The 15,826-nt window shown below is 68.7% G+C and carries 16 protein-coding genes and 2 tRNA genes; 11 read left to right on the top strand and 7 right to left on the bottom strand.

What is annotated here, in order from left to right:
• Positions 1-116 precede the first annotated feature (116 nt).
• From ACO0LV_RS01825 to ACO0LV_RS01810, 4 genes are read left to right on the top strand one after another with little or no spacing between them, the layout of a single operon-like run.
• Entirely contained in the window at positions 117-758 is a 642-nt protein-coding gene (locus ACO0LV_RS01825; protein WP_424786150.1) for a helix-turn-helix domain-containing protein, read from the top strand.
• On the top strand, positions 751-1,902 hold the full coding sequence (locus ACO0LV_RS01820) for a tyrosine-type recombinase/integrase (protein ID WP_424786149.1): 1,152 nt from the start codon (positions 751-753) through the stop codon (positions 1,900-1,902). The genes ACO0LV_RS01825 and ACO0LV_RS01820 overlap by 8 nt, the downstream gene beginning before the upstream one ends.
• The gene (locus tag ACO0LV_RS01815) at positions 1,899-2,231 is read left to right on the top strand and encodes a hypothetical protein (RefSeq protein ID WP_424786148.1); all 333 of its coding nucleotides are present in this window, start codon (positions 1,899-1,901) and stop codon (positions 2,229-2,231) included. The genes ACO0LV_RS01820 and ACO0LV_RS01815 overlap by 4 nt, the downstream gene beginning before the upstream one ends.
• The gene (locus ACO0LV_RS01810; RefSeq protein ID WP_424786147.1) at positions 2,228-2,548 is read left to right on the top strand and encodes a hypothetical protein; all 321 of its coding nucleotides are present in this window, start codon (positions 2,228-2,230) and stop codon (positions 2,546-2,548) included. The genes ACO0LV_RS01815 and ACO0LV_RS01810 overlap by 4 nt, the downstream gene beginning before the upstream one ends.
• A gap of 98 nt (positions 2,549-2,646) precedes the next feature.
• Here the strand turns inward: ACO0LV_RS01810 and ACO0LV_RS01805 are convergent.
• Positions 2,647-2,723, bottom strand: a tRNA-Ile gene (locus tag ACO0LV_RS01805).
• Positions 2,724-2,794: 71 nt separating this feature from the next.
• On the opposite strand from ACO0LV_RS01805, the gene ACO0LV_RS01800 reads away from it, so the two are divergent.
• The 5 genes from ACO0LV_RS01800 (at position 2,795) to ACO0LV_RS01780 (ending at position 6,382) form a co-directional block, all read left to right on the top strand.
• Entirely contained in the window at positions 2,795-3,295 is a 501-nt protein-coding gene (locus ACO0LV_RS01800; protein WP_424786146.1) for a hypothetical protein, read from the top strand.
• Positions 3,296-3,391: 96 nt separating this feature from the next.
• Positions 3,392-3,464, top strand: a tRNA-Asn gene (locus ACO0LV_RS01795).
• Between the two features lie 285 nt (positions 3,465-3,749).
• Positions 3,750-5,102, top strand: coding sequence for a hypothetical protein (locus ACO0LV_RS01790; protein WP_424786145.1), 1,353 nt, complete (start codon positions 3,750-3,752; stop codon positions 5,100-5,102).
• Between the two features lie 135 nt (positions 5,103-5,237).
• Complete coding sequence (gene def / locus ACO0LV_RS01785) at positions 5,238-5,723, top strand: peptide deformylase (RefSeq protein ID WP_424786144.1); 486 nt, start codon at positions 5,238-5,240, stop codon at positions 5,721-5,723.
• A gap of 158 nt (positions 5,724-5,881) precedes the next feature.
• Positions 5,882-6,382: a DUF3145 domain-containing protein gene (locus ACO0LV_RS01780; protein WP_424786143.1), complete on the top strand. Its 501-nt coding sequence runs from the start codon at positions 5,882-5,884 to the stop codon at positions 6,380-6,382.
• 13 nt (positions 6,383-6,395) lie between these two features.
• Here the strand turns inward: ACO0LV_RS01780 and ACO0LV_RS01775 are convergent, their stop codons facing one another.
• The 5 genes from ACO0LV_RS01775 to ACO0LV_RS01755 form a co-directional block, all read right to left on the bottom strand.
• On the bottom strand, positions 6,396-7,640 hold the full coding sequence (locus ACO0LV_RS01775; RefSeq protein WP_424786142.1) for a beta-ketoacyl-[acyl-carrier-protein] synthase family protein: 1,245 nt from the start codon (positions 7,638-7,640) through the stop codon (positions 6,396-6,398).
• Between the two features lie 154 nt (positions 7,641-7,794).
• Positions 7,795-8,043, bottom strand: coding sequence for an acyl carrier protein (locus ACO0LV_RS01770; protein ID WP_424786141.1), 249 nt, complete (start codon positions 8,041-8,043; stop codon positions 7,795-7,797).
• A 112-nt stretch (positions 8,044-8,155) separates the two neighbouring features.
• On the bottom strand, positions 8,156-9,199 hold the full coding sequence (locus ACO0LV_RS01765) for a beta-ketoacyl-ACP synthase III (protein WP_424786140.1): 1,044 nt from the start codon (positions 9,197-9,199) through the stop codon (positions 8,156-8,158).
• The gene (locus ACO0LV_RS01760) at positions 9,196-10,131 is read right to left on the bottom strand and encodes an ACP S-malonyltransferase (RefSeq protein ID WP_424786139.1); all 936 of its coding nucleotides are present in this window, start codon (positions 10,129-10,131) and stop codon (positions 9,196-9,198) included. The genes ACO0LV_RS01765 and ACO0LV_RS01760 overlap by 4 nt, the downstream gene beginning before the upstream one ends.
• A 223-nt stretch (positions 10,132-10,354) precedes the next feature.
• The gene (locus ACO0LV_RS01755) at positions 10,355-11,557 is read right to left on the bottom strand and encodes a PucR family transcriptional regulator (RefSeq protein ID WP_424786138.1); all 1,203 of its coding nucleotides are present in this window, start codon (positions 11,555-11,557) and stop codon (positions 10,355-10,357) included.
• 65 nt (positions 11,558-11,622) lie between these two features.
• Here ACO0LV_RS01755 and ACO0LV_RS01750 point away from each other — a divergent pair, with 65 nt between their 5' ends.
• Positions 11,623-12,321 (top strand): hypothetical protein, encoded by a 699-nt coding sequence (locus ACO0LV_RS01750; RefSeq protein WP_424786137.1) that lies wholly within the window; start codon positions 11,623-11,625, stop codon positions 12,319-12,321.
• A gap of 92 nt (positions 12,322-12,413) precedes the next feature.
• On the opposite strand, the gene aceE is transcribed toward ACO0LV_RS01750, so the two are convergent.
• Positions 12,414-15,122 carry a pyruvate dehydrogenase (acetyl-transferring), homodimeric type gene (gene aceE / locus ACO0LV_RS01745; protein WP_424786274.1) on the bottom strand — a complete coding sequence of 903 codons (2,709 nt, stop codon included), beginning with the start codon at positions 15,120-15,122 and terminating at the stop codon, positions 12,414-12,416.
• Positions 15,123-15,402: 280 nt separating this feature from the next.
• Here aceE and ACO0LV_RS01740 point away from each other — a divergent pair, with 280 nt between their 5' ends.
• Entirely contained in the window at positions 15,403-15,822 is a 420-nt protein-coding gene (locus ACO0LV_RS01740) for a DUF3052 domain-containing protein (RefSeq protein ID WP_424786136.1), read from the top strand.
• The last annotated feature ends 4 nt before the right edge of the window (positions 15,823-15,826 follow it).

Genomic DNA, 15,826 nt, shown 5'->3' with positions numbered 1-15,826 from the left:
CTGTCCCTCTCCTTTCGGGAATGGTTGCGTGCCTGGTAGGAATGATGGTGCATTTCAGGGTTGCGTTAATAGTCCGACACGGCATACGCTCATTGCGGTATAGGAATGGAGTGATCATGGCGCGACCGAACCAGCCCCGATCGATCCGAGTCGAGGACAACCTCGCCGAGCGGATCGCCTACGAACGCCAGAGGCGCGAGTGGTCCTACGAGGCGCTCGCAACGCGGATGACAGAACTCGGCTGCGCTATACACGCCTCGGCGCTGTTCAAGATCGAGAAGGGCACCAAGGGTGACAGTGGCAAGCGGCGGCGCATCACCGTCGACGAACTGATGGGCCTGGCGCTGGCGTTCGATCTGCCGCCAGAGAACCTGCTCATCACCCCCGAGGCTGTGGGCGATCTTCGCTTGCGTGAACTGCTCGACGAGGCGCGCAGGGAGCGCATCCAACTTCAGTACATCGAGTCCAAGTACAACCTGAAGATCGCGCAGATAGTAAGGCTGTGCACCGATGAGACCTACGGTCCTGCGCGACTCGAGAACATCAGGGCCCAACGCGATGACCTCGCGAAGGAACTCGCGGAGGCGGATGAGCGGTACCAGGCGACCGTGGAGCGCTTCGAAGACAACGAAGCAAGTGAAAACGACCTCCAAGTAGCGGCAGACGCGTCCTCCCCGATCACAGGGAAGATTCAGTTCCTTGACGCCGTGCTCGACGCGATGCCGGAGCCGCAGGAGGCAGGAGAGGCAGATGAGTGAGCAGCCGAAGATGCGCGGAGGCGTAGTCAAACGGGGCCGCACCTGGTCCTACGTCGTCCGCGAGACGGACCCCGAAACCGGGCGCCGCCGACCCCGATGGGTGGGCGGGTACCCCACCCGTAAGGCCGCGGTGGACGCCCGCGCCGACGCCATGTCGGCGATGGGCAAGGGCACCTACGTGGCGCCCCAGGATCTGACCGTGGGGGAGTGGCTGGACCGGTGGATGAAGGCGCACGCGATGGAACTCAAACCATCCACCGCCAAGTCCTACCGGGGCAACATCGAGCGGTACCTGAAGCCCCCGCTGCGGCACGAGCGCATGCAGACCCTCTCCCCGTCGCGGTTGTCGGTGGTGTTCCGCGACCTGTACGAGCAAGGCGGGAAAGGCGGCAAACCGCTATCAGCTCGGACGGTGGAGTTCGCTCGGGCGGTGCTGCGTCGGTCGATGCAGGACGCCGTCCTGGACCGGGTGATCAGCGTGAACCCGGTGGTGGGAACGAAGCGGCCGAAGGTGATCAAGCCCCGCCATCAGACGTGGACCGGGGCCCAGGTGCACACCTACCTGGGCCATGCCCAGGGGCAGCGCCTGTTCCCGTTGTGGGCGTTGGCGTTGGCGACGGGGATGCGTCGGGGGGAGTTGTGCGCGCTGCGGTGGCAGGACATCGACCTCGAGGCCGCGGTGGTGTCCGTGGACCGGTCGGTGACCCAGCAGGGGCAGGAGCGGCACTACGTGACGCCGAAGAACTACGAGCGGCGTGCTGTGTCGATCGACCCCGAGGCCGTGGCGGCGCTGCGGGCGTTGAAGGTCCAACAGACAAAGGACCGGTTGGCGTGGGGCAAAGCCTGGGAGGACACCGAGGGCCTGGTGTTCACGTGGGAGAACGGCGGGCCGTTGCTGCCCGACTACGTGTCGAGGGCGTTCGTGACGTCCCAGGCCGGGGCGGGGCTGCCGAGGTTGAAGTTGCACGAGGCCAGGCACACCCACGCCACAGTGTTGCTGCGTGAACTGGTGCCGGTGCACGTGGTGGCTAAGCGCCTAGGGCATAAGGATCCGTCGGTGACGCTCAACGTGTACGCCGACTCGATCCCCGAGGATGACACGTCCGCAGTCGACGTGTACGCCAGGGCGGTGCATGGGGCATGAGCAACAACGGGACGTTGGCGCGGCGGGTGGAGGCCCGGTTGCGGGAGGTGTTCATGGTCCAGGGACCGTTCACCGACCTGGACGTGAAGGGCCCGGACGGGTGGGCGCGGCACGTCGTGGCCATCCACGACCGGCCCGGGTCGTCGGTGCGGGTGGAGTTGGACATCCTCGGTGACCGGAAGATCGGGGCCCTTGCGGCGCGGGCCGTCCTGGCGCTCGCGGGCCGGCAGCACACCGACCTGCAGGCGGTCGAGGTGGTGAACGTGGGCGGGGAGCGTCTGGGGTACCGCCGGCGCAAGGATCTGCCGATGTTCGGGGGACCACGATGATCGGGGATAGTGCGGACCGGGTGCAGGCCGCCATGGGGATCATCGCTGCCATGTTCAAGGCGAAGGATCCTGCCGAGGCCGAACGGGTCGGGGCCGCTCTGGCGGCCCTCGGGTTGGACGCGGGGGAGTTGCGGGACGCGCAACTGCTGTACTTCCAGGGCCGGGATGCCATGGGAGGGTTCGAGGCGGAGCAGGTGGCGCGGTTGGCGTACCTGGTGGAGCACGCCCCGGGCGCGGTGACGATTCAGGACGCGATGGAGTCGCTCACCCTCGAGCAACTCGAGGAGTTCAACGCGCTAACGGCGGATGACCTGTGAGGCGGGGTGTTAGCAGAACCGTAGCAACGCGCCCATGGCGCAGTGTGTTGGCCGGCGCTTACAGTGGTGTGGTTCCGCGGGCTTCTGCGGCTGAGCGATGGTGCCCCAGGCGGGGCTTGAACCCGCGACCGACGGATTATGAGTCCGCTGCTCTGACCAGCTGAGCTACTGGGGCGCGGTCACCCAGCCTATCCTCGCCAGAGGCGGTCCGGTGCATTGCGCGCGAGACCCGGGTACGGTCGGCACATGAGGTTCGGGCGAGGGAAAAAGACCAGACTTCCCGCTGAGATGGCCGGGCTGGTCCGTGGTGAGGTGCTGGCCGCTGCGCAACTGCGTGGGGGCGGCTGGCTGGTGCTCACCCCGGCGGCCGTCGTCGTGATCGGGACCGGCTCGGGGGACTTCGAGCGGGCCTGGCACACCGTGGACCGCGGGGAATGGAGCAGCGACGGCAACCGCATCCAACTGACCTGGGTGGATGGCCACGAACGGGTGGAGTTGCAGCTGGTCCACGATGACCGTGAACTGGCCGACATCCTGCGCGGCGAGGTGGAGGCCTCCCTCGTACACGCCGAGGTCGAGCGGCTACCAGGTGGAGGAACGTTGCGCGGCGCGATCCGTCGTGACGCGGAAGGGCAGTTGTTCTCCCAGGTCAGCGTCAGCGGTCGGGTGCGCCGTGGTGAGGACCTGGACCAACGGGTCCGGGCGATGGAGGGCCGGGTGCGCGCTCAGGTGGGTCTGCCCCAGTAGCCGCGGGTGACCGGACCCCATCGATGTGGCCGGGCCCACGTACCCGAGGCGGCGAGCACCGGGCGAACGGTGCTAAAGTCGTCTGGGCCAATACGATCCCTCGTAGCTCAATAGGCAGAGCATCCGACTGTTAATCGGACGGTTGTTGGTTCGAGTCCAACCGAGGGAGCCCATAACCTCCGCTGGGTGCAACCTGGCGGGGGTTTCTGCGTTCCAGGATCGCGTCCCGGGGGTCGTGGGCGAGGAGGTAGCGGATGGTGCGGACCCGGCCGGCATCCCCGTCCGTCGCGTTTGCCACCCTCGCACCACTACGGGGAGGACACCCGGGACCACGGTCTGACCGGGCAACAACCGGGACATTGAGTTCGCCTCGCGAACGCCCTGCTACTGCCCCCGTTCCCCGTAGGATGGGCCCGGTAGGCGGGCGCTAGGGGAAACGGCGCCGATCATCGACATGAACGAGGAGCGCCCAGTGGGCTACCGCTACAACTCTCCACCAGGCTGGCCACCGCCCCCAGAAGGCTGGAGCCCACCACCGGGCTGGCAGCCCGACCCCTCCTGGCCACCGGCACCTGAGGGTTGGGAGTTCTGGTTGCCCGATCCCGGCGCCACCGAAGCGGGCGCGGCCTCCGGTGCCGCAGGGGCACCCGGGGCCGGCGCGGCGCCAGAAGAGACCCCTCAACCCGGCGCACCCGAGCCGCACGCCGGCTCCGACGCACCGACACGGGCGTTCGGTGACCAAGGCTCGACGCAGGCCTTCGGAGCCGGGTCCGGTGCCGGAGCAGGTGTCCCGCCCTACTCCGGACAGCCGGACTATGGCGGGCAGCAGCACGTTCCCGGGCAGCAGCCGCCGGCTGGTGCCGCGGGTGCCGGGGCGACTGCCTCGTACCAGTACCAGCCCAGCGGCCATCTGGACCAGCCGGGGGAGTCGCCTTACGACACCGGATTCCTGCGGTCGGGCCAGCCCTCCCACGGGCAGGGACAGCCCGACTACCAGCAGGGTGGCTACCCAGGGGCGCAGGGCGGCTACCCGGGTGGCCCGCAGGGGGGATACCCCGGTGGCGCAGCACCAGGGCAGGGCGCGCCGGGGGAGGGCAGGAAGAGCAACACCGGGATCCTCATCGCGGCCATCGTCGCGGGCGTCCTGGTGCTCGGTCTGCTGATCTGGGGCGGGATCGCCCTGTTCGGCGGTGATGACGACCCGGAGGAGATTCCGACCACCTCCGCTCCCGACCCCACGGAGGAGCCGACCGAGGATCCGGACGAAACCGAGGAACCGACCGACGGCCCCACCGACGAACCCACCGACGAACCCACTGACCAACCAACCGATGACCCCACCGACGACAACGGTCCCGTCGGCCCCGACGACGGCGAAGCCGTGGTCCTGGAGTTGGGTGAGGCCGCGGTGATCCAGGGCACCGAGTCCGACCCGGAGGTGACCCTGGCGGTGCTGAGCGTGGAGGAGTGGGAAGCGGAGTCCGGCGCGTTCTTCTGCACCGAGCCCGAACTCGACGGGTACATCGAGTTCGCCGTGGAGGTCACCACCTACGATCTCGACGAACCCTACGACTTCTCGCCGATCAACTTCGGCATCGCCGACTCCGATCAGAACACCATGGACGAAGTGAACCCGTTCATGGGCCTGCTGTGCGACAACCCGGACATGATCGAGTCGGAGATGTCGGCGAACGAGACGTACACCGGAACGGTCATCCTCGACGTGCCCAGCGACGGCAGTTACATCGTCTGGGAGGAACTCTTCGACTTCACCGGCGAGGCCGTGCCCTACCTGTGGGGCTACTGACCCACTCCGACCGAGCAGCAACCCGGGGGTATCGCATCTCGGGGTTCGGCGACACGTAGCATCCCGCCGGGCACGGCATCCCGCCGGGCACGGCATCACGCCGGGCCCGGCGGGCGCACGAATAAGGACGACACGATGAGACGCACGATCCGCATCTATCCCGACCCCGTGCTGCGCAGCCCGTGTGATCCGATCAAGGTCATGGACGAACGGGTGCGCGGGCTGGTCCAGGACCTGCTGGACACCGTGCACAGCGACGACCGCGCCGGCGTGGCCGCGAACCAGATCGGGGTGGGGCTGCAAGCCTTCTCCTGGCACATCGACGGCGAGGTCGGGTACGTTCTCAATCCCGAACTGGTCGAGACCTCCACCCAGACCCAGCACGGGGACGAGGGCTGCCTGTCCGTTCCCGGCCTGTACTTCCCGACGACCAGAGCCGCTTACGCGAAGGTGGTCGGGGTGGATCTGGAGGGCAATGAGGTGATCCTGGAGGGTGAGGGTCTGATGGCGCGCGCCCTGCAGCACGAGGTGGACCATCTGCGGGGCATGATCTTCCTGCAGCGCCTGGACCCGGAGGTGCGTAAGGAGGCGATGCGCCAGGTGCGCAGCCGCATCTCCTGAGGCCGCAGCAGGGCTTCAGCGGGGATCGAAACGCCCCAAAGGTGCACAAATCGGTCCGGATGGGGCATGATAGGAACCACGAAGCCGCGATGCGGGTTCAACCGGAAGGCTCCGAGAGCGTTGGGGAAGACGTATCTCGACCGGATGGAGGGACCAACATGTCAGGTGTCAACACCCGCGGTGTCCTTTTCGTGCACTCTGCACCGCGCGCGTTGTGCCCGCATATCGAGTGGGCCGCCGGGTCGGTGCTGGATATCCGAGCCACGTTCAACTGGACCGAACAGCCCGCGGCACCGGGTCTGCTGCGGGCCGAGTTGTCGTGGACCGGTCCGGCCGGCAGTGGAGCGCGGCTGGCCTCAGCGCTGCGCGGGTGGACCCACCTGCGCTATGAGGTCACCGAGGAGGCTTCCCGGGGCTCCGACGGCGCCCGCTGGAGCCACACCCCCGATCTGGGCATCTTCCATGCCCAGACGGATGTGCACGGCAACGTGGTGGTCCCCGAGGACCGGATCCGGGCTGCCGTGGCTCACATCGGCGATCCCCTGACGCTCCGGCGGGAACTGGATCTGGCCCTGGGGCAGGCCTGGGACGACGAGCTCGAGCCGTTCCGCTATGCCGGTGCCGGTGTGCCGGTGCGCTGGCTGCACCGGGTCGGCTGACCAGGGGCCGCGCTCAGACCGACGTGACCACAAGGGTGACGTTGTGGCCGCCGAAGCCGAAGGCGTTGTTCAGCGCCGCGATGTCACCGGCGGGAAGTCCGCGGGGGTGGTCGCGCACCACATCGATATCGATCCCGGGATCGACTTCGTTGATGTTGATCGTCGGCGGTGCCTGCCGGTGCTTGACCGCCAGGATCGTGAAGATCGACTCCAGTGCGCCGGCGCCACCGAGCAGGTGCCCGGTCATGGACTTGGTGCCGGAGACGGCGACATGGTCGGTGTGGGCGCCAAGCACGCGGCGGATGGCAGCGGCCTCGACGCCGTCCCCGGCTGGGGTGGAGGTGGCGTGGGCGTTGACGTGGACCACCTGGGCGGCTTGGACATCGGCGTCGGCCAGGCCGAGTTCGGTGGCGCGTGCCTGCCCGGCGCCGGTGGGGTCGGGCGGAGCGATGTCATAGGCATCGGCCGTCATGCCGACCCCGGCGATGCGCGCATACACCTTGGCCCCCCGGGCGCGGGCGTGCTCGGCGCTCTCCAGCACGAGCACCCCGGCGCCCTCACCGAGCACGAAGCCGTCCCGGTCGGTGTCATAGGGACGCGAGGCTCCTGCCGGATCGTCGTTACGGGTGGAGAGGGCCTGCATCTTGGCGAATGCCGCGATCGGCAGCGGGTGGATGGCAGCCTCGGTGCCACCGACGACGACGACGTCTGCCCGGCCCGTGCGGATCATGTTCAGCCCGTAACCGATCGCCTCGGCACCGGAAGCGCAGGCAGAGACGGGTGTGTGCGCGCCGGCCCGGGCGCCCAGTTCCAAGGAGACGTAGGCGGCGGGGGAGTTGGGCATCAGCATCGGCACGGTCAGCGGCAGCACCCGGCGCACACCCTTCTCCTTCAGGGTGTCCCAGGCGCTGAGCAGGGTCCACACCCCACCGATCCCGGAGGCGATCACCGTACCGAGCCGCTCTCCGGGCACGTCGGGGGTGCCGGCGTCGGCCCATGCCTCCCGCGCCGCAATGAGGGCGTACTGCGCGCTGGGGTCCATTCGCCGGATCTGCGGGCGGGGAAGTACCTCCTGGGCCGGGACGGCCAGTTGGCCCGCGAAGGTGACCGGCAACTCCAGTTCGCCGACCCAGTCCTGCTCGAGGGTGCGCACGCCGGATCGTCCGGCCAGGGCCGCCTCCCAGGTGCTGGGTACGTCTCCGCCCAGTGGGGTGGTGGCGCCCAATCCGGTGACGACGACCTCGGTCTGCTCGCTCACTGGTACTCCCCTTCACGCTGCCGGTGGTTCATCTGGAACTGTGAGGTGCTGCCGCCGGGCGCACATGGATTGATGCGCCCGGCGGAGGTGGTGCGACATCGGCGTGGTGCCGATCGGGCCCCGGAGGGCCTGCACCGGGTCCGACCCGGTCGGGTCAGCCCTGGTTGGCGCTGATGTACTTGACCGCGTCACCGACGGTGGTCAGGTTCTTGACCTCCTCGTCGGGGATGCGGACCTCGAACTTCTCCTCAGCCAGGGTGACGATCGTCATCATGGACAGCGAGTCGATGTCGAGGTCGTCGGTGAAGGACTTGTCCGGCTGCACCGCGTCGGTGTCCAGGCCGGTCTCCTCGTTCACGATCTCGGCCAGACCGGCCAGGATGTCCTCTTCGCTGTGCGCCATTGTTTCTCCTTCTACCTCGGTTGTGTGACGTTGGTTGTGCAGTGATGAAGTCTGGTGCAGTGCGCACCGATCGGTGTGGACCCGCGCCCGGTGTTGCTCCGGCCGCTGCTGCTCAGGGTAGAACCACGACCTGGGCGGCGTATACCAGGCCGGCACCGAAGCCGATCTGTAGAGCGACGTCCCCGCTCTTGGCCCGGCCTTCGCGGAGCAGCCGTTCGGTGGCCAGCGGGATGGAGGCCGCGGAGGTGTTGCCGGTGTCGGCAATGTCGCGACCCACCACCACGTCCTCGCGCAATTTCAGCAACTTCAGCAGTTGGTCGGTGATGCGCATGTTGGCCTGGTGCGGCACGAACACATCGATGTCGGCCAGTTCCAGCCCGGCGGCCTCCACGGCCCGGCGAGCGATTCCGGGCATCGTGGAGATCACCCACTTGAACACGGTGGGCCCCTGCTGGCGCAGCGTCGGGCTCTCCATGGTGGAGACCTCCTCGGCCGTCTCAGCGGTTTCGGGGACCTCCTGGCCCATCTCGGCGCGCCGGTAGTCCAGCCAGGAGTGGGTCTGGTAGATCGCCGAGGCCTGACCGCCGTCGCTGCCCCAGATCGTCGGACCGATCCTGGCGGTCTCGGAGGGACCCACGATCGCTGCGCCCGCCCCGTCGCCGAGCAGGAAGGAGATGGTCCGGTCGGTGGGGTCGATGAAGTCGCTCATCTTCTCCACTCCCACCACGAGCACGTGACGGGCGGTTCCGGCCCGCACCAGGGCGTCGGCCTGGGCGATGCCGTAGCAGTACCCGGCGCAGGCCGCGGAGATGTCGAACGCGGGGGCGGGAGCGGCGCCGATCCGGCTGGCCAGCAGGGCGGCCAGGGACGGGGTCTGCTCGAAGTGCGTCACGGTGGAGACCAGCACGGTGTCGATGTCGGCCCCACTCATCCCCGCTTTGGTCAGGACGTCCCGGGCAGCCTCGTGGGCCAGTTCCAGCACGCTCTGGCTGGCGTAGACGCGCGAGGCGATGCCGGTGCGCTGACGGATCCACTCGTCGGAGGAGTTGATCGGACCGATGATCTCCTCGTTCGGAACCACCCGGTCGCCGCGGGCGCCGCCCACGGCCAGGATCTGGGTGGCGGTCACCGGCGCGGACTGCAGCATCGTGGTCATCGGCTCTCCTTGGCGGACTGCACCGCGGCCACGGCGGCCTCGATGTCATCGGGGGTCTTGATCGCCACGGTCTGCACGCCGGGAAGGGTGCGCCGGGCCAGTCCGGTGAGGACACCGCCGGGAGCCAACTCGATCACCAGGCGCACCCCCGCCTCACGCAGATAGTCCTGGCACAGGTCCCACCGCACCGGGGCGGTGATCTGTGCGACGAGGCGGGCAAGGGCCTCGCGTCCCTCGGTCACCGGCTGCCCGTCGGCGTTGGACAGCAGCGTGATCTCGGGGTCCTCGGGCCGGAGTCCGGCGATGGCGGCGCCGACCGGTGCGGTTGCGCCGGCCATGTGCTCGGTATGGAATGCCCCGGCGACGGCAAGGGGAATCACCCGCGCGCCGGCCGGAGGACTCTGCTGCAGCTTCGTGATCGCCTCGGTGGTGCCGGCTGCCACGACCTGCCCACCGCCATTGATATTGGCTCCCACCAGTCCCGCGCCGGCCAGGGCGGTGCTGACGTCCTCGGGCGTCCCGCCCACCACCGCGGCCATCCCGGTGGGCCGTTGGGCAGCGGCCTCGGCCATCGCCCGCCCGCGGGTGGCGACCAGGCGGACGGCTTCGGCGGGCTCGAGCACGCCGGCAGCGGCCACCGCCGCGAACTCCCCGACCGAGTGACCGGCCACGGCATCGGCCCACTGGGCCACCGGTCCCAGAGCCTGGGTGAGCCGCTCCAGGGCCAGCAGGGACGCGGCCACGATCAGCGGTTGCGCCAGCGCGGTGTCCTTGATGGTCTCGGCATCGGCGGTGCCCCCCAGCGTCGCCAGATCCACGTTGCTGGTGGTGCTGAACTCCGCCAGGAGGTCCGCAGTCACCTCGGTCTTCACCCAGGGGGTGAGCATGCCGGGCTTCTGGGCTCCTTGGCCAGGACACAGGAGTGCGATCACTTCTCACACCTTTCCCTCGCGGACCCGGTGGTGCGGACGATGGAACGCACCAACCTCATCAGTCGTGTTTGTGGCATTGCGACAAACCTAGCGGACCTGTGCGCCGACGCAGTGGTGTGCGCCACATCCTGCTGTGGGGCGTGGCACATGTACGTGTACTGAAATGGGAGCGCACGTTGTACGAGTCGAGTCCTCGTACATGAAAGGACGCCTCCGATGACTGCTAGGCAGACAGGGCGGTTCCGCCGCTGCTTTCGTCCAGTCGCCCCAACGCGATCGCGATCTGCAGCACGAACCCCTCCCGGGCGTCGGTGGGTTCCCATCCGGTGATCGTGCTGATGCGCCGCAGCCGGTACCGCACCGTGTTGGGGTGAACATACAACTGCCGGGCGGTGGCCTCCAGTGACCGGCCCTCGTTCAGGTAGGTCGACAACGTCTCCAGCAGTGGGCCACCCACTCCCAGCAACGGCGCGTAGACATCGGTGAGCAGGGTGCGGTGCGCATCGGGATCACCCATCAGGACTCGCTCGGGGAGCAGTTCGTCGGCCATCACCGGGCGTGGCGCCCCCGGCCAGGCGTGCACCGCGTGCAGCGTGGACAGTGCGGCCCGGGCCGAGCGTCCCGCCTCAGCGAGTTCGCCCACCAGCGGCCCTATCACCACCGGACCCGGACCGAACCGGCCCAGCAGCGTGCCGGCCTGCTCGCGAAGGTTGCCGGTCCCGCCCAGCACCACGATCAGCCGGTCACCCTGCACACCGACCAGTGCGTCCTGGGCGGCACGTCGGGCCGCGCGACGCAGGTCCGCTGCCCGCACGTCGTCGACCGGTCCGTCGGTGGTCCCGACCATCACGAGGGTGCTCCCGGTACCGGCCCAACCGAGGGCAGCCACACGGGAGTGCAGGGAGTCATCGGGGTCACCGCGCAGCAGGGAGTCCACCACCAGCGCCTCCAACCGGGCATCCCAGGCCCCGCGGGTCTCAGCCGCCCGGGCGTAGACATCGGCTGCGGAGAAGGCCACCTCGCGGGAGTAGACCAGCACGGCTTCACGCAGTTGGCGGAACTGCCCGGTGGGGGCGAGTTGCTCCGCGTGCTCCTCGACCGTCTCTACCACGATGCGCACCAACTGCAGGGTGTGCTGCAAGGAGATGGACCGGGCCAGTTCTGGCGGCGCGGCACGGAAGATCTCTGCGGCGTTGTAGGAACCAGAGTCGGGATTCTCGTACCAGGAGATGAAGTTGGCGATGCCGGACTGGGCCACCAGCCCGATCCAGGAGCGGTCCTCGGCCTGCAGTTCCCGGTACCAGGTGAGTTCGGCATCGAGACGGCGCATCGCGGCCGAGGTGAGCAGGTCCGAGCCGGTGCGTAGGCGGCGCACCATCTGTTCGGTCGCACCGGGAGCGATGGTCGGTTTCGGGTCGCGGGGCATGCAGCGAGGATACGACCCGCCTTTGTGGGAAGCCCACAAACGACATCACCGTTATCCTCCACTACATGGGAATCCTCGATCGGCTGTCCGACTACCTGCGCGGCAAGGGCGCGCGTGGATCCTCCACACGCACCGGCAAGGGTGGCGGTGGAGTTGCGCCAGGGGAGCCTGTGGTGGAGCAGGAGGGCGCGCTGCGGGAACGGTTGGACGCCGACCCGAACGACCTTGAGGCCTTCGCGCAGCTGGCCGAGCTCGTGCGGCGGCGCACCGAGAGCACCGAGCACCCGGACCCGCTGATCGCCGCGCATGCCGAGGCTGACGTGCAGGCACGCAGCGATGCCTCGCACTGGGCGCTGGCGGAGGAACTGGCCGGCAACCCGCGGGCCTGGTACCCGTTGATCGAGCTGGCCCGGCTGTCCCTGGAGGATGATCATGAGGGCGCGCTGCGCAGACTCGGGACCGCGTGTGAGCGGGATCGGAGCGGGCGTGCGCTCGAGGAGGGGATCAAGATGCTGCGGGGCGCGGATCTGCCCGCCGAGGCACTGTCGCTGGGGGTCGGGTACTGGTCCCCGGCCCAGCAGAGCCCGGAGGCGGGCCGCCAGGTGGTACAGGCGGCCCTGGACGCCGGGCGGGCCACCGCCGCCCGGGAGCACCTGCGCAATCTGGCCGAGTACGGCACCGAGCAGCCCGGCACCACTGCCGTGGTGGCTGAGTTGGAGCCGTTCGTGGCCGCCGCCGAGGCGCGGTCCGAGCGGACGGACTGACCACCCGGCTGGCGCGGCGCAGGCCCCGGACCATCAAGGTTCCGGGGCCTGCGCCGTGTCGGCCGAGCCGTCCCGGCCCTGCACACGATGCCTCAGGCGTCGCCCCCTGCGGTGCCGGTGGAGCCGGCGGTGACGTCCAGCAGGTTGTACTTGTCCAGGGCCTTCTTGGGTGCGTCGGCGTCGACCTCCCCCCGGGCTGCCAACGCCTGCAGGGTCCGGGTCACGATGGACTCGGTGTCGATCAGGAAGTGCCGGCGCACTGCGGGGCGGGTGTCGGAGAAGCCGAACCCATCGGCTCCCAGCGTCCAGTAGTCCCCGGGTACCCAGGCCCGGATCTGGTCGGGCAACTGGAAGTCGTAGTCGGTCACGCCCACGAATGGTCCCTCGGTGCCGTCGAGTTTGGTCACCAGGTAGGGGGTGGGCTGCTCCTCGTCGGGGTTGATGAATGCCTGACGTTCCGCGGCCAACCCATCCCGCCGCAACTCGGTCCAACTGGTCACCGACCACACCCCGGCGCGCACGCCCCAGTCCTCGGCGAGGATCCGGCGGGCTTCCAGGGCCCACGGCACCGCCACCCCCGAGGCGAGGATCTGCGCCTCGGGCCCGTCGCCGTCGTCGGGCTCTGCCAGGCGGTGGATACCGCGGAGGATGCCCTCCACGTCCACGCCCTCCGGCTCGGCCGGCTGCAGCATGGGCTCGTTGTAGACGGTGAGGTAGTAGATGACGTCCGGGTCGCGGTCGTCGCTCTCGCCGTACATCCGCTCCAGGCCGTCCCGGACGATGTGCCGGATCTCGTACCCGTAGGCCGGGTCGTAGGAGACCACCGCCGGGTTGGTCGAGGCCAGGATGGGGGAGTGCCCGTCGGCGTGCTGCAGGCCCTCACCGGTCAGCGTGGTGCGTCCGGCAGTGGCCCCGATCAGGAACCCGCGGGTGAGTTGGTCCCCGGCGGCCCAGAACTGGTCACCGGTGCGCTGGAACCCGAACATGGAGTAGTAGAAGTAGAACGGCACCATGACCTCGCCATGGGTGGCGTAGGAGGTGCCCACGGCCTGGAAAGCCGCCGCCGAACCGGCCTCGTTGATGCCGGTGTGCAGCAGGCCGCCGGCCTCGGACTCCTTGTAGGACAGCAGCAGGTCCCGGTCCACGGACAGGTAGTGCTGACCGCCGGTGTTGAAGATCTTCAGTGAGGGGAAGATCGAGTCAAGTCCGAACGTGCGCGCCTCGTCCGGGATGATCGGCACGATCCGCTTACCGAACTCCTTGTCCCGCAGCAGGTCCTTGAACAACTGCACCAGCGCCATCGTGGTGGCGACCTCCTGGTTGCCCGAGCCCTTGGCCAGACGTGCGTAGGCCTTGTCCCCGGGCAGGGTCACCGGGGTGTACTTCGAGCGCCGCTCGGGCAGGAAGCCGCCCAGTTCGCGGCGGCGCTCCAGCATGTACTCGATCTCGGGTGCGTCCATCCCGGGGTGGTAGTACGGGGGCAGGTGCGGATCCTTCTCGATCTCCTCATCGGTGATCGGGATCCGCAGCGAGTCCCGGAGCAGCTTGAGGTCGTTCTCCTTCAGCTGCTTCATCTGGTGGGTGGCGTTACGGGCGGCGAACGCCGAGCCCAGTCCGTACCCCTTGATGGTGTGGGCCAGGATCACGGTGGGCTGGCCGGTGTGGTTCACCGCAGCGCTGTAGGCGGCGTAGAGCTTGCGGTAGTCGTGGCCGCCGCGCTTGAGCGCCCAGATGTCGTCGTCGGAGAGGTTCTCCACCAACGCCTTGGTGCGCGGGTCGCGGCCGAAGAAGTGCTCGCGGATGAACGCACCGTTCTCGGCCCGGTAGGTCTGGTAGTCACCGTCGGGGGTGTTGTTCATCAGGTTGACCAGGGCGCGGTCCTTGTCCGCCTCCAGCAGCGAGTCCCACTCGCGGCCCCAGACCACCTTGATGACGTTCCAGCCGGCACCCCGGAAGAAGGCCTCCAGTTCCTGGATGATCTTGCCGTTGCCGCGCACCGGCCCATCAAGACGCTGCAGGTTGCAGTTGATCACGAAGGTCAGGTTGTCCAGCCCCTGGTTCGCGGCCAGTTGCAGCATGCCACGCGATTCCGGCTCGTCCATCTCGCCATCGCCGAGGAAGGCCCACACGTGCTGCTGGGAGGTGTCCTTGATCTCCCGCAGGTGCGTGTAGCGGTTCACCCACGCCTGGTAGATCGCCGAGGCGGGGCCCAGCCCCATCGAGACGGTGGGGAACTCCCAGAAGTCGGGCTGATGCCGCGGGTGGGGGTAGGAGGGCAGGCCCCCGCCGGGATGGGACAGTTCCTGACGGAACCCGTCCAGGCCGTGCTCGTCCATCCGGCCCTCGAGGAAGGCGCGGGCGTACATGCCGGGGGCGGCGTGACCTTGGAAGTAGATCTGGTCCCCGCCGCCGGGGTGGTCCTTGCCGCGAAAGAAGTGGTTCAACCCCACCTCGTACAGGGTGGCCACCGAGGCGTAGGAGGAGATGTGGCCGCCCACGGCGATACCGGGACGCTGGGCGCGGGTGACCATCACCGCCGAGTTCCAGCGCAGGTAGGAGCGATATCGACGCTCGACCACCTCATCGCCGGGAAAGTACGGCTCGTCCTCGACACCGATGGTGTTGATGTACGGGGTGGTGGTGGCCGAGGGGATGGCCAGGCCATGCTCGCGGGCGCGCTTGAGCAGGTTCAGCAGGATGTAGCGGGCCCGCGGGCCGCCGCGGTCCTCGATGAGGCCGTCCAGGGATTCCAGCCACTCCCCGGTCTCCTCGGCATCGATGTCCGGCACCTGGCTCAGCATGCCGTTGATCAAGGGTCCGGAAGTGTTGCGTGCAGTCACGGGAAACTCATTTCTCCGTACGCCAGGGCTGCGGCGCACGGGCTCGGTTGGCCTGTACGGGCCAGGCCCACACGTTCTGCGTGCTCTTGCGATCCTATTGTTGCGCGATGCGGGGCGCCTCATGCCAGAACCCGGATGTGACCTGACCGACACCGGCGACCCCTACACTCAGGGGTGCGAACGGTGCCACCCGGCACCGCTGTCGAAACCCCGGGAGGGGACGGAGAGGAGAGCAGGGAACGTGGGAGAGGCCACGGGAAACGTACGCTCCCGGTTTGGTGTGAACCCCGGTCAGGTGGTGCAGGAGTTCGGGTACGACGACGACGTCGACACCGGTGTGCGCCAGGAACTGGAATCCGTCATCGGCTCGGAACTGGCCGATGAACTCTACGACGACGTCACCGATGCCGCCATCGTGTGGTGGCGCGCGGACGACGGCGACACCGCTGATCTGACCGACCTGGTCCTCGATGCGATGACCACCCTGGAGGACGGGGCCCTGATCTGGGTCCTGGTACCCAAGCCCGGCCGGGACGGGCACGTGGCCCCGGCAGACGTGGAGGAGGCTGCCTCCACCGCGGGGCTGCACGCCACCAGTGCCATCTCGGCAGCGCCGGACTGGACCGGGATGCGGCTGGTGACGCGCAGCCGGGGCCGCTGATCGT

It is taken from the genome of Pseudactinotalea sp. Z1739 (assembly GCF_049725055.1).
Classification (GTDB): Bacteria; Actinomycetota; Actinomycetes; order Actinomycetales; family Beutenbergiaceae; genus CALKWS01.
The sequence above is the reverse complement of the archived record's forward strand: the minus strand, read 5'-3'. Positions and strand labels throughout refer to the sequence as shown.

What these genes read in the sequence shown, in the direction of transcription:
- ACO0LV_RS01825 (WP_424786150.1), top strand. Translation starts at nt 117, where the DNA reads ATGGCGCGACCGAACCAGCCCCGATCGATCCGAGTCGAGGACAACCTC.
- ACO0LV_RS01820 (WP_424786149.1), top strand. Translation starts at nt 751, where the DNA reads ATGAGTGAGCAGCCGAAGATGCGCGGAGGCGTAGTCAAACGGGGCCGC.
- ACO0LV_RS01815 (WP_424786148.1), top strand. Translation starts at nt 1,899, where the DNA reads ATGAGCAACAACGGGACGTTGGCGCGGCGGGTGGAGGCCCGGTTGCGG.
- ACO0LV_RS01810 (WP_424786147.1), top strand. Translation starts at nt 2,228, where the DNA reads ATGATCGGGGATAGTGCGGACCGGGTGCAGGCCGCCATGGGGATCATC.
- ACO0LV_RS01800 (WP_424786146.1), top strand. Translation starts at nt 2,795, where the DNA reads ATGAGGTTCGGGCGAGGGAAAAAGACCAGACTTCCCGCTGAGATGGCC.
- ACO0LV_RS01790 (WP_424786145.1), top strand. Translation starts at nt 3,750, where the DNA reads ATGAACGAGGAGCGCCCAGTGGGCTACCGCTACAACTCTCCACCAGGC.
- def (WP_424786144.1), top strand. Translation starts at nt 5,238, where the DNA reads ATGAGACGCACGATCCGCATCTATCCCGACCCCGTGCTGCGCAGCCCG.
- ACO0LV_RS01780 (WP_424786143.1), top strand. Translation starts at nt 5,882, where the DNA reads ATGTCAGGTGTCAACACCCGCGGTGTCCTTTTCGTGCACTCTGCACCG.
- ACO0LV_RS01770 (WP_424786141.1), bottom strand. Translation starts at nt 8,043, where the DNA reads ATGGCGCACAGCGAAGAGGACATCCTGGCCGGTCTGGCCGAGATCGTG.
- ACO0LV_RS01765 (WP_424786140.1), bottom strand. Translation starts at nt 9,199, where the DNA reads ATGACCACGATGCTGCAGTCCGCGCCGGTGACCGCCACCCAGATCCTG.
- ACO0LV_RS01755 (WP_424786138.1), bottom strand. Translation starts at nt 11,557, where the DNA reads ATGCCCCGCGACCCGAAACCGACCATCGCTCCCGGTGCGACCGAACAG.
- ACO0LV_RS01750 (WP_424786137.1), top strand. Translation starts at nt 11,623, where the DNA reads ATGGGAATCCTCGATCGGCTGTCCGACTACCTGCGCGGCAAGGGCGCG.
- aceE (WP_424786274.1), bottom strand. Translation starts at nt 15,122, where the DNA reads ATGCTGAGCCAGGTGCCGGACATCGATGCCGAGGAGACCGGGGAGTGG.